Raw genomic sequence first — 12,841 nt, forward strand, 5'->3', positions numbered from 1 at the left:
TCTTTGTTATTTCAATAGAATCTGGGACTCTTTCAGCTCTTTAATACTCTTCATAATTACTTTAGTTGCTGTTTCAGCGTTGGCTTTTTCCTTGCGGAGCTTCGACATGTTAACCGGAGTTCCGTAGGAAATTTTCACTTTTCCAAAAGGCTTGAATTCTCCTGTTATGGCAACCGGTACGACAACAGCTGAGGAGCGGAGCGCGAAAAAGCCTGCTCCTGAGAGTCCCTCTCCTATTGCACCGGTCTTACTTCTAGTACCCTCTGGGAACAAACACAAAACCTTTCCATCTTTAAGTATTTGCAGACCCTGCTTCAAAGCCTGCCTGTCCGCCATTCCTCTTTTTACCGGCATGACCTCCAGCCTGGAGATAATCGGTCCTGCAAAACGGTTCGTTACCAATTCTTCTTTTGCCATAAATACGACATCCCGTTTAATAAACGTCCCTACCAGCGGGGGATCAAAATTGCTTACGTGGTTGGAACAGATTAAGACCGGTCCTTCGGAGGGGAAGTTTTCTTTCCCTTCTATTTCCACTCTGAGGGCAGCCCGGAAAAAAATGCTGCATAATGCTTTTCCGATCGTATATAATCTCATGCTTTAGACGTCCTTTCCTTTACCATTTCCAAAATCTTCTCTACCACTTCATCTATTGATAAATTTGTCGTATCAAGCTCTACTGCATCATCTGCTTTGATCAGCGGAGAGACGGCTCTCGTAGAGTCTTTTAAGTCGCGCTCGGCAATTTCCTGCTGTATCGTCTTCAGCCGGGATACAATTCCTTTAGCTGTATTTTCTTCATGACGCCTGCGTGCTCTTTCTTCTACACTCGCCGTCATAAAAATTTTCACCTCTGCGTCGGGAAGAACGGTCGTGCCAATATCTCTGCCGTCCAGTACAGCGCTGCCGGCTGCCGCCAGCTCCCGCTGTTTTTCCACCATTCGTTCGCGGATAAGCGGATGAGCCGATACTGCCGACACGTTTGCGGTTACTTCCCCCGTGCGGATCGCAGCTGCTGCGTTCTGTTGATTAATATAAATAACATTTTCTCCTTCTTCCTGCTTCCATTCAATTTCAAGATTCTGAAGAAGCGGCAGCAGTTCTTCTTCTTTTTCCGGATCTGCCTGATTTTCTAGGGCGAGGTACGTAAGCGCCCTGTACATGGAACCTGTATCAATATATGTATAGCCAAGCAGGTAGGCTGTTTTCTTTGCTACGGTACTTTTTCCGGCGCCTGCAGGGCCGTCTATTGCAATACTAACTGTCATTTTCAAGCTCCTCTTCTACTCTTTATTCACGTCTATTCTATTGAATTTTAACATACTATCCCCTGCCCTGTTTTAACAGAAACAAGAAAAACGAAAAAGCAGCCTGCTGCTTTTTCGTTTTCATTCGTTTCTCTATTATCTGCCGGAAGACAATACGCTGAAGTATCGTCCTTCCGGATGGGAAAATACCATAGCGGATACCGATGCTTCCGGTTCCATCATGTACTCCTCGGTCAATTCCACACCGATTTTTTCCGGCTGCAACAGGCGGAACAGCTTGGCCTGATCTTCCAGATTCGGGCAGGCCGGATAGCCAAAGGACACACGAATTCCGTGGTATTTCGCAGAAAATCTATCTTCCATTGTAAAGTCTGTAGGGTCGGAAATACCCCACTGGTCGCGCATAATCTGATGCACACGTTCTGCAAAGCCTTCTGCTAATTCAAGCGCTGCTGCCTGAATAAGATGGCTGAATAAATAATCGCCTTCTTCTTTCGCTTTATTGGCTCTCGCACGCACCCCTTCACCGGCTGTAACTGTTAAAAACCCAATGTAGTCCATGACACCCTGTTCTTTGGGTTTTACAAAATCAGCCAGACATAAAAATGGCGGCTTGTTCTGGCGTGGAAACGTAAAACGTTCCAGCTCTTTTGTGCCTTCATTATCTGCATAAACGATGATTGTATTGCCATCTGCCTGTGCCGGGAAGAATTGATACATGCCGTGTGCGCGCAGAATCTGCTCTTTTTTCGCACGCTCCATTAAGTCATCAGCTTTTTCTTTAAGCTCTACCGTCTTTTTATCTTTTTCAGCCAGCAGACGGCTGACTTTTCCCTGTACACCGAGATGACGGCCTAAAAGCATCTGCATATTAACATATGGCTGCAGGTGGCTGATGCTGTAATCTTTCAGCAGATGCGGCTTCAGATCGGGCGGTACGAGCAGAGGCGTAGTAGTAGAAACTTCCGAACGGGCCGGTGCTTCCGCAACAGCCGTAGCCGCTTTTGGTTTTTCCACTGCCTTATTAAGACGTTTCTCCCGTTTTTCCGCCCACTCCACCTGCATCTGTTTCATATCATCGGGACGTGCAAGTCTATTGGCCAGATCAAGGCCATTCATGGCATCTTTTGCATAAAGTACCATGCCGTCGTATTCCGCGCTGATTTTTTCTTCTGTGAACTTCCTTGTCAGCGCCGCTCCGCCTACCATAACCGGGATGGAGATCTGCTGGTTTTTTAAATCCTGGGCAGTCAACACCATCTGCTGGGCTGATTTCACAAGAAGACCGCTTAATCCGATCGCATCCGGATTCTCTTTAGCAACGGCTTCAATCAGTTCATTGGAAGTCACTTTAATACCTAAATTTACAATTTTAAAGCCGTTATTGGATAGAATAATATCAACAAGGTTTTTGCCGATATCATGCACATCGCCTTTAACGGTGGCAAGCAGAATTTTCCCTTTACCTGTATCATCGGCCGCTTTTGTTTCCATATACGGCTCAAGGTGCGATACTGCTGCTTTCATTGCTTCGGCGCTCTGCAGTACTTCCGCTACAATCAGTTCATTGTTGTTAAACAGCTTGCCTACTTTATCCATACCTACCATCAGCGGGCCGTTAATAATACTTAACGGCTCATCGTATTTGGTCAAGGCTTCATCGAGGTCTTTATAAAGGCCCTCTTTTGTCCCCTCTACGATATATTCAGCCAGTCTGTCTTCCAGCGAAAGATTCTGCTCGACCGTTTTCTTTTCTGCTTTTTTCCCCCGGTAGTGAGCTGTGAAATCAGCAAGAGTCTGGTCTGACGTTTCAAAAAGCAGTTCTTTTGCCATCGTTTTCTCTTTTTCCGGAATGCTCGCAAAACGCTCGAGCTTTTCCGTGTTAACGATAGCATAATCCAGTCCGGCATTTGTGCAGTAATACATAAAGGAGGCATTAAGCACTTCTCTTCCCACAGGTGGCAGGCCGAAGGAAACGTTGCTTATACCGAGTATAGTCAGACAGTCCGGAAGTGCCTTTTTAATTTCTTTAATCCCGTTAATTGTCGCTTCGGCGGAGCCGATGTACTGAGCGTCTCCGGTGCCGACCGGGAAAACGAGCGGATCAAATATAATATCTTTCGGATTCATCCCGTATTGGTTAACGAGAATGTCATGGGAGCGTACGGCTACTTCCACTTTTCTTTCCGTCGTAACGGCCATTCCTACTTCGTCAATCGTCCCCACTACTACAGCGGCTCCAAACTTCTTTAAAATCGGTACAATATCTTCAAAGCGCTCTTCTCCGTCTTCGAGGTTGATGGAGTTAATGATAGCCTTTCCCTGGGAGTACGTAAGTGCTTTTTCAATAACCGCTGCATCCGTGGAATCAATCATAAGCGGCACCTTTACTTTGTTAATAACGTGGCTTAAAAAGACTTCAATATCATCCATTTCTTCCCGGTCCGGGTCAGCCAGACACACATCAATAACGTGGGCGCCTTTTTTCACCTGCGCCCGTGCAATTTCTGAAGCTTCTTCAAATTTGCCTTCGTTGATCAGCCTTTTAAATTTCTTGGAGCCGATAACGTTCGTACGCTCCCCTACGAAAAGCGGACGCATATCTTCTTCGTATACAAGCGGCTCAATGCCGGACACGACATGAGGATGTCCTTGTGAAGGCGTACGCGGTTCAAATTTGGTTAACGCTTCACGCATTACTTTAATGTGCTCGGGCGTCGTGCCGCAGCAGCCGCCGACTACATTCAGCCAGCCTTTCTCAGCAAAGCCTTCCAGCTTTGTCGTCAGGGATTCCGGTGATTCATGGTAATGTCCCTCTTCGTCCGGCAGTCCCGCATTAGGATAACAGTGGACATACGTCGTCGAAAGTTCGGACAGAGAGCGCAGGTGATCTCTCATGAATTCAGGTCCGGTTGCGCAGTTTAACCCGACAACAATCGGGTTCATATGCTCTATTGATATATAAAAGCTTTCCATGGATTGACCGGCAAGCGTCGTGCCCATCGGCTCAATCGTTCCTGAAATCATTAATGGCAGTTCAATACCAAGCTCCTGCTGGGCCTGCTGAATGCCTAAATAGGCCGCTTTCACGTTTCTAACGTCCTGGCTTGTTTCCAGCAGAAATAAATCCACTTCGCCTTTGATCAGTCCGGAAGCCTGCTCCCGGTATGTTTCCGTCAGTTCTTCAAATGTTGTTCCTCCGGTTACAGAAAGGGATTTTGTCGTCGGCCCCATGGCACCGGCCACGTAACGCGGAAAATCTTCTGTCTCTATTTCTTTGACAGCGTCTTTCGCAAGCTTAGCTGCCGCGATATTTAACTCTTCCGCCTTATGCTGCAGGTCATAATCTGCAAGAACAATGCTCGTGGCTCCAAACGTGTTCGTTTCAATAATATCCGCGCCTGCTTCCAAGTAATCCCGGTGAATTTTTTCAAGAACATGAGGTGCGGTCACATTTAAATACTCGTTGCAGCCTTCGTATTCTTCTCCACCGAAATCATCTGCGGTTAAATCAGCGTTCTGCAGCATGGTTCCCATTGCTCCATCTAAAATGAGAATAGATGTTTTCAGCCTGTCCTGGATTGCTATTTTAGGCATTTGATTCCCTCCACTCTGTTCACTTGCTTTTTTCTTCTGTTCGTACCGCTGCTTTTTCTCTAATGTATTCGGTTAAACGGCACGTAATATCATAACGAAGAAATGGAGTAATTAAATAAATGCCGTTAAAATATTCCATCGCTTCGTCGATAAGCGTTTTCGCTATTGTGATTCCTTCTTCCGCTGCAAGCCCGCGGTTCTCCCCGCATGCAGACATACTTTGGCGGATCGAATCCGTCAGCTTAATGCCGGGCACTTCATTGTGTAAAAATTCAGCATTCCGGCTGCTGACTAAAGGCATGATGCCAATATATACCGGTACGTCCATATGTTTTGTCGCTTCATATATTTCTTTAAACTGGCCTTCTCCGAAGACCGGCTGGGTCATGAAGTAATCGGCGCCGGCGGTGATTTTCTTTTCAAGCCGCTGTACAGCCCGGTCTACATTCCGAACATTGGGGTTAAATGCTGCTCCTACGGTAAACGTCGTATTCTGGCCGAGCGACTTTCCGGAAAAAGATAACCCTTTGTTCATTTCTTTCATTAAATGAATTAAGTCAAAAGAGTTCGCATCATATACGGAGGTAGCTCCGGGAAAATCCCCGACTTTCGTGGGATCGCCGGTTACGGCAAGAATATCATGAATACCGAGAGCATTAATTCCCATCAGGTGGGACTGGAGGCCGATAAGGTTTCTATCGCGGCAGGCGACATGAAGCAGCGGCCGGGCCTGGGTCATGCTTTTAACGAGTGCTCCCATTGCCAGATTATCAATCCGGGGACTTGCCAGCGAATTATCCGCCATCGTAACGGCGTCTGCGCCGGACTGATACAAAGCCTGGGCTCCTTCCACGAACTTGGACGTTGCCAGCTTCTTAGGCGGATCCAGCTCCACGATAACCGTAACGGATTGCTTTGCTTTTTCTCTCAGGTTCGGCTCGGTCGACGGAGGTTCTACGACAGAGAATTGTCCCGCTTTCTGGGCAACAGCCTGCGCCGTCCTTGTTTTTGGGGCTGTATTTTTAACAGCTGCAGCTATTTGAGCGATATGCTCCGGCGTTGTACCGCAGCACCCTCCGATAATGCCGATTCCCTGATTTTGAAAATCAAGTGCTTTTTCATAAAAATAGTCCGGATTTGACTGATACACAAAGCGCCCATCATCGATGTCCGGCAGGCTTGCGTTAGGATGCACCGCATACAGCGTCTGTTCGTCAAGCGGTGTCATCTCCAGTGACCGCAGGATGTGATACGGTCCCATACGGCAGTTTACTCCGACAGCATCCGCTCCGGCTGCCGTCATTTGTTTAAATGCATCGCCAAGCGGAAGCCCGCTGTGCATAACACCTACTTCACCGAGCGCCACCTGGGCAATTACAGGCAGATCTGTTTTGCTTTTCACAAGCTTAATGACCGCTAAAATTTCCTGGAGGTTATAGAACGTTTCCAGAATAATTCCGTCCGGCTCTGCTTTCAGCAGGGCATCCAGCTGTTCGGAGAAAGCGCTGCTTATCTCTTCTTCGCTTTCCTCAATTTTCTGGAGCCCTTTTATGCCTCCTATTGTAGCAAACACGAAAGCCCTGCCTTCCGCAGCCTCCCTGGCTGTTTCAACGCCAAGTCTGTTTATATCGTCTGTTTTACCTTCCAGCTGATATTTAGCAAGCTTGATGCGGTTTGCTGCATACGTATTGGTCTGAATAATATCAGACCCTGCTTCTACATATTCTTTATGGATGTTTTTAATTAGACCGGGATTTGAGAGATTTAATGCTTCATAGGAGCCGCTGTATCCTTTTTCGTATAGATACGTCCCCATTGCCCCGTCTCCAATTAACATACGTTTTGAATATTCCTCTGCCAAATTCACTGCGAGCCACTCCCCTGGTTCGTGATTTTCTTTTACAGGCGGTCGAGCGCCTGCTCTAAATCTGCGATAATATCTTCTTTATTTTCAATACCTACAGAAAAACGAAGCAGCCGGTTGCAGACGCCGTTGGCAATCCGGACTTCCTCCGGCACATCCGCGTGTGTCTGTGTGGCTGGATACGTCATAAAGCTTTCCACACCGCCGAGGCTTTCTGCAAATGTGACAAGCTCGAGTCCGCGCAGAAGGGCGTCGACCCACTGCTCGTTTTCAATCCGAAAGGAAAGCATGCCGCCTTTTCCGGTATACAATACGTCCGTTACTTTTGGATGTGTTTCCAGGAACTCTGCCACTGCCCGTGCATTTTCAGTATGTTTTTCCATACGCAGGGACAGTGTCTTCATCCCTCTCATCAACAGCCAGGAATCCATGGGCGACAGAATCGTTCCCATGCCGTTATGAAACGCTGTAATCCGGGCGCTGAGCTGTTCATCTTTTGTAACGATCAGGCCGGCAATAATATCATTATGGCCGCCGAGGTATTTAGAGGCACTGTGTATAACGATATCGGCTCCCATATCAAGCGGACGCTGGAGAATTGGTGTGTAAAACGTGTTATCCACAATCAACCAGAGGCCGTGTTTTTTGGCCAGTTTAGACATTTCAGAAATATCTGCTTCCTGCATTAATGGGTTTGTCGGTGTTTCAATAAACAGCGCTTTCGTACGGTCTGTGATTTTTTGTTCAAAGGCTTCTATGTTTCTCGGGTCCCCATAAGCAATCGTAATACCCCAGTTTTTCCATCCTTCTTCAAAAAGCCGGTACGTTCCCCCATATAAATCCTGGGAAGCAAGAATTTCATCATCCTTGTCAAAAATGGCAAACAGCGTTTGGATTGCTGCCATTCCTGAGCTCAATGCGTATCCTTTTGCCCCGTTTTCCAGTCCGGCGATAGCCCGTTCCAAAATGTCCCTTGTAGGATTTCCGGTACGGGAGTAGTCAAACCCTGTCGACTCGCCCAGCCCTTCGTGGCGAAAAGCGGTGGACATATGAATAGGAGCGCTGACGGCTCCTGTTCTTGGATCTTCTTTGTTTCCAATTTGTACTAAATTTGTTTCAATGTGAAATTTCTTATCCATTATTGTCACCCTTTTTTGCAGCTGATTACTATATAGTGGCCGGCATATCCTGATTTATCATTCCGCTAAAAGACCTTCCTCTAAAAGTAAGAAGAAGGTCTGCGATTTATAAGAGCACCTCTTCTTATCTCTCGGGCATCTTCTGCCCGGCGGATTTAGCACCTGACCTGTATAGGCTGGTTGCTGAGACTTCATAGGGCCTGATCCCTCCGTCTCTCTGGATAAGAAAGCTTTATTTATATAGTTGTGTAGTAAAACCTTACAAGATTAACGATCGAAATGCAATCAAATTGTGTGAATTTGTTGAATTTATTCAGGAGCCGTGTCTACATATAAATGGCTGCTGTTGCCGCAGATACAGCGGACAAAACCAGTCTGCACCGTGCCGTCTTCTTTTCTGCTTCCCTTTAAAACAAATTTCTCCCCGCACTGCGGGCATCGTATGACGACGCGATATCGCTTTTCCTCTATCATAGGCCGTCTATTCTCCTTCCATCTGCTCAAACCTTTTTCCGGTTTCCTGTCTTCTTACAGCTGTCCACCATAAAAGAAACCCTAAAGGCAGCATGGGGTAGACTATGTACTGCCGGTCGATTAATAATAGCAAATCGTACGTGCCGTGTAAAACGAACGGGACCGTCAGACCTAAAAACAAAAACATTTTTCTTACAGTACCTTTCAAAAAAGACGCTTTCCCTATATAATATCCCATAGTACAGGCAAACAGAGCATGACTGGCTACCGGCAGAAACGCCCTTCCAAACGCTATATCCACGCCATACGCTGCAAGGTAAAGAATGTTTTCTGCTGCGGCAAAACCGAGTCCTACAGCAAGCGCATAAAGTGTCGTATCATAAATGGAACGAACACGGATAAAAGGAATAACGGCGGCGCATAGAATAAACCATTTAAAAAATTCCTCGAGCAGCCCGGCATATAAAAAGGCCTGAAAGAAAACCGAAGCCTCCGTTCGTGTCTCTTCTGTAAGCGCATATTGTACGGTTACAATAGGAAACACGAGCAGCATGCCGATGAGAAAAGCACGGGCCGTTTTATAGAAAGAACGGGACGCGGTTTCCTGGGTTAAATAGTAGTAGCTTAGAAATGCAATCGAAGGCGCAAGGGCCGCAGTTATGATAGCAAACACTCACGCATCCGTCCTTTCCTGCTCTGTAATTGACCGATTAACCATAAATAGAAAAGAGGTACTGTCATGAAGCGGATTTTAACCATACATACCGGAGGCACGATCTCCATGAAAGAAGACAAACAGACTGGAAGTGTAGCACCCGGCGAAAAAAACCCGCTGGATCAGTGGCATGAAGAAGCAAAACAGGTGGCTGATATTACTGTTATCCCTTTCTTTCATCTTCCTTCACCACATATCACTCCGGAAAATATGTTTGAACTGTCGTCTTTTATTAATGAAAAACTGGCTGACCACTTATATGATGGGATTGTTATTACGCACGGAACGGACACGCTTGAAGAAACCGCCTACTTTCTCGATCTTCTTCACCAGTCCCCAATCCCCATTATTCTGACAGGTGCTATGCGTTCAAGCAATGAATTAGGGGCAGACGGCCCTTACAATTTTCTTGCTGCGATAAGAACAGCTTCTTCAGAACAGGCCAGAGGTAAGGGGGTGCTCGTTGTTATGAATGATGAAGTTCACTCTGCAATCAACGTAACGAAAACACACTCTTCCAATGTGGCTACATTCCAAAGTCCTCAATTTGGCCCAATCGGGCTCGTCACGAGGCGCGGAATCCTTTTTCATCACACCCCCTCCGCCAGAGAGCAGTTTTCTATCTCCTCTTTAACGAAAAAGGTGTTTCTGCTTAAGGCATACGCCGGCATGGAAAGAGAAACAATCGATTTGCTTGAATCTGCCTCCCCTTCCGGACTTGTGCTAGAAGCATTCGGCCAGGGTAACGTACCGCCGGCTATCGTGCCGGCAATAGAAGCGCTTATAGCAAGAAATATTCCCGTAGTTTTAGTATCAAGGTGTTACAGCGGCATCGTCCAGGCTACCTATGAGTATGCCGGCGGAGGCATGCAGCTTAAACAGAAGGGAGTTATCTTCTCAAACGGGTTAAACGGCCAGAAAGCGCGGCTTAAATTAATGATTGCCCTCGAAGCAGGAATCACCGGAACGGATCTTACCGATACATTTGAAAGCTGGCCGTCATAATGACGAAGGCCAGCTTTCTTTTTCTTTAATATGGGAGGCAATCTGTGCGCCGTGCCATCTGCCGTTTTCAATAAAAATTTCGTTTGCATTATCCCCGGCTGCTATAACGCCGGCAATATACAGACCCGCAACGTTTGTTTCCATCGTCTCCTGGTCGAAAAAAGGCCGTCCTGCCTCTCCGTTAAGAACCCCCGCCTTTTCAAGAAATGAATGATCCGGGTGGTAGCCCGTCATCGCAAACACAAAATCTGCTGGAAGCCGCTGCTTTCGTCCGTATTGTATATACTCCACGGCTTCTTCTGAAATAGCCGTTACGTCCGCTTCAGAGAGAAGATTAATTTTCCCCTGCCTGACAAGCGAATCGAAATCCGGAAGAATCCATGGTTTCACGTGCTCGGAAAAGGAACTGCCCCGATACAGAACGGTTACAAAAGCTCCTGCTTTTTCAAGCGCCAGCGCTGCATCAACGGCAGAATTTTTTCCGCCTATTACAGCAACATTCCGATGAAAATATGGATGGGCTTCTTTAAAGTAATGGGAAACATGCGGGAGGCTGCCTCCCTCAATTTCCAGTTTGTTCGGCTGCCCGTAATAGCCGGTTGCAATAATAACGTAATCCGGCCTGTACTGTTTTTGTATACCGTTCATAGTGTATGACGACACGAGAAAGCTTTCGGGTTTCTTTTCAATCGAATGCACGGTTTCATACGAATGAATGCGGAGGTTTTCCTGCTCTACTACGCGCTTGTAATACACTAAAGCTTCCTGTCGTGTCGGCTTTCGGTTAATGGAGGTGAAGGGGATATTTCCTACCTCCAGCCTTTCGCTGGAGCTGAAAAAAACCTGGTGCACCGGATATTGGTAAATAGCGTCGACAATATTCCGTTTCTCAATGATAATCGCATCTATACCTTTGCGCTTCAGCTCAATCGCAGCTGCTATTCCACATGGTCCTGCTCCTACAATCATTACTGTTTCTCTGCTCATATACTGCACCCTTTTAATTCTTTTTGTTTTCCATTTTCCTATTCAATACGTTGCTGATCCATTTATCCCAGTCAGCTGTATTCGAACCGACCAGAAAACGGCTGTATTTCTGCACCTTGTCTACATCCAAATACTGAACGGCATGCCCCCCCATTCCAATATTCAAATGAGGATGCTGTTCCTCCAGTTCCGTAATAAATGCGAGCGACGTTTCCAGGTTTTCCAGCAGCGTACAGGAGGTAAAGAAAATGCTGCTGTCTATTTCATCCATGACCTGTATTAGATCTTCTTCCGGAATGCCAACGCCTAAATAAATGACTTCAAACCCTTTGCGTTTTAAATACAACGTGAAAAAAAGCAGGCCGAGTTCATGGTTTTCGTTTGGGCCTGCCGCCGTTACGATTTTAGGTAGAAATCCTTTCACGTTATAGGAGTGCATGATACTTCCGATCTTCGTACGGAGAAAAGAAGTAATGTAATGCTCATGGGCAATGGTAATTTGGTCCGTTTCCCACAAGGTACCTACTTTTACTAAAAGGGTTCCTAATATATCTGTCGTTACTTTCTCCAATGTAAACATCGAAAAAGCTTTATTCAGCGTCTCCTGGGCATCAGCCTCTCTAAAACGCAGCAAATGTCCGAGAATTTCTTCTGCGAGTGTATACGTATGGTCTACTTCCATTGGATGAACGGCCATACTGTCTATTTCTTCGAATTTATCCAAAAGACCTACCGCCTGGCTGACAGTAAACCCGCTGTTCGTTTTATCAAGAATCCATTTGAGAACTGCAGCATCTTTTTCCGTATACAGCCGGTGCCCTGCTGAATTTCTATGCGGATGAACAATATTATATCTTCTTTCCCAGGCACGAAGCGTGCCCGCCTGGATACCTAGCATGTTGGAAATAGCCTTTATGTTATATTTGCCTTCCATAGGTTCCATTTCTTTTCCCCCCGCGCCTCTTTATTTCAATCCCCTGCAGATACCAAAGTAATAAAATGAGCTTCTGCCCTTGCTCCAAAACGGAGCGGCAGAAGTGTCGTTCCGTATCCATTGCTTACCAGATAAGTTAAACGGCCGGTCTGCTTCCACCCTCCGGGAGTGCGTAATCCCCACGGGCCTAGACGAATCTGTCCTCCGTGGGAATGGCCGGTAAGCATAAAATAAGCATCCGACCGGGACGCGGCCTCTAAAGCCGTATCCGGATAGTGCGAAACCAATATTTCAGCTTTTGTCCAGCTGCTGTCTGCTCCGCGGATAGTTTCATCAAAACCGGCAATAGACAATTCCCGGCCCTGAAGCTTCCATGAGTACATATTTCCTGCGAGAATCTCGATTCGATGGGATATTAAAAGACTTTCCAGTTCCAAAGCCCGTTCTTCTTTATCGTGATTGCCCCATACAAACAAAATGGGGTTTCCTTTTTGCAGTTGATGCAGATTATATTGTGTCCTGGCGAAAGGCACGCCTTTTTCTCTAATGTCTCCGCCTATTATAATCATATCCGCTTTTGCGTTTACCTGCCTGCTTAAAGACTTGGATATTTTTCTTCTATGTATGTCAGAAATAAAAAAGATAGTTTTTCCTGAAAATTGTTCAGGAAGCTCCTTTATAAAAAACTGTTCCTGCTTTACAACAGCCCGGTGGGCAGTAAAAATCATATACAATAGTAAACCTGCTGCTGCTGAGAAAACCGCGATTATCCATTTCATTATATCGTCCTTTTACCGGTAATTTATCTATTCACATATTCCCTCTATCTTACTATCATAAACCAGCGCCGGCTTGTTC

General features: G+C 46.3%; 11 protein-coding genes and 1 riboswitch. Of the genes, 1 reads left to right on the forward strand and 10 read right to left on the reverse strand.

Annotation, left to right across the window (positions count from 1 at the left end; translation table 11 throughout):
• Positions 1-6: 6 nt before the first annotated feature.
• The 7 genes from AC5W14_RS06945 to AC5W14_RS06975 all read right to left on the reverse strand — a co-directional run bounded on the left by AC5W14_RS06945 (position 7) and on the right by AC5W14_RS06975 (position 9,015).
• Entirely contained in the window at positions 7-597 is a 591-nt protein-coding gene (locus AC5W14_RS06945) for a lysophospholipid acyltransferase family protein (protein WP_496058615.1), read from the reverse strand.
• Positions 594-1,274: a (d)CMP kinase gene (gene cmk / locus AC5W14_RS06950; RefSeq protein WP_496058616.1), complete on the reverse strand. Its 681-nt coding sequence runs from the start codon at positions 1,272-1,274 to the stop codon at positions 594-596. Before cmk ends, AC5W14_RS06945 begins: the two co-directional genes overlap by 4 nt.
• A 129-nt stretch (positions 1,275-1,403) precedes the next feature.
• Positions 1,404-4,865, reverse strand: a complete 3,462-nt coding sequence (metH, locus tag AC5W14_RS06955) for a methionine synthase (RefSeq protein ID WP_496193996.1) — start codon at positions 4,863-4,865, stop codon at positions 1,404-1,406.
• A gap of 19 nt (positions 4,866-4,884) precedes the next feature.
• The gene (locus AC5W14_RS06960) at positions 4,885-6,732 is read right to left on the reverse strand and encodes a bifunctional homocysteine S-methyltransferase/methylenetetrahydrofolate reductase (RefSeq protein WP_496193997.1); all 1,848 of its coding nucleotides are present in this window, start codon (positions 6,730-6,732) and stop codon (positions 4,885-4,887) included.
• 32 nt (positions 6,733-6,764) lie between these two features.
• Positions 6,765-7,868, reverse strand: a complete 1,104-nt coding sequence (locus AC5W14_RS06965) for a methionine biosynthesis PLP-dependent protein (RefSeq protein WP_496058619.1) — start codon at positions 7,866-7,868, stop codon at positions 6,765-6,767.
• Between the two features lie 121 nt (positions 7,869-7,989).
• Positions 7,990-8,096, reverse strand: a riboswitch (SAM riboswitch).
• An 81-nt stretch (positions 8,097-8,177) separates the two neighbouring features.
• Positions 8,178-8,342, reverse strand: a complete 165-nt coding sequence (locus tag AC5W14_RS06970) for a hypothetical protein (RefSeq protein ID WP_496058620.1) — start codon at positions 8,340-8,342, stop codon at positions 8,178-8,180.
• A 7-nt stretch (positions 8,343-8,349) separates the two neighbouring features.
• Positions 8,350-9,015, reverse strand: coding sequence for a PrsW family glutamic-type intramembrane protease (locus AC5W14_RS06975; RefSeq protein ID WP_496058621.1), 666 nt, complete (start codon positions 9,013-9,015; stop codon positions 8,350-8,352).
• A 66-nt stretch (positions 9,016-9,081) separates the two neighbouring features.
• Between AC5W14_RS06975 and AC5W14_RS06980 the strand changes: the two genes are divergently transcribed.
• Complete coding sequence (locus AC5W14_RS06980; protein WP_496193998.1) at positions 9,082-10,062, forward strand: asparaginase; 981 nt, start codon at positions 9,082-9,084, stop codon at positions 10,060-10,062.
• Here the strand turns inward: AC5W14_RS06980 and AC5W14_RS06985 are convergent.
• The 3 genes from AC5W14_RS06985 to AC5W14_RS06995 are packed head-to-tail and all read right to left on the reverse strand — an operon-like array spanning position 10,057 to position 12,762.
• Positions 10,057-11,049: a YpdA family putative bacillithiol disulfide reductase gene (locus tag AC5W14_RS06985; RefSeq protein WP_496193999.1), complete on the reverse strand. Its 993-nt coding sequence runs from the start codon at positions 11,047-11,049 to the stop codon at positions 10,057-10,059. The genes AC5W14_RS06980 and AC5W14_RS06985 overlap by 6 nt on opposite strands.
• A 13-nt stretch (positions 11,050-11,062) precedes the next feature.
• Positions 11,063-11,992 (reverse strand): MerR family transcriptional regulator, encoded by a 930-nt coding sequence (locus tag AC5W14_RS06990; protein WP_496194000.1) that lies wholly within the window; start codon positions 11,990-11,992, stop codon positions 11,063-11,065.
• 26 nt (positions 11,993-12,018) lie between these two features.
• The gene (locus tag AC5W14_RS06995; RefSeq protein ID WP_496194001.1) at positions 12,019-12,762 is read right to left on the reverse strand and encodes a metallophosphoesterase; all 744 of its coding nucleotides are present in this window, start codon (positions 12,760-12,762) and stop codon (positions 12,019-12,021) included.
• Positions 12,763-12,841 lie beyond the last annotated feature (79 nt).

It is taken from the genome of Sinobaca sp. TMA16-18, from assembly GCF_059510535.1.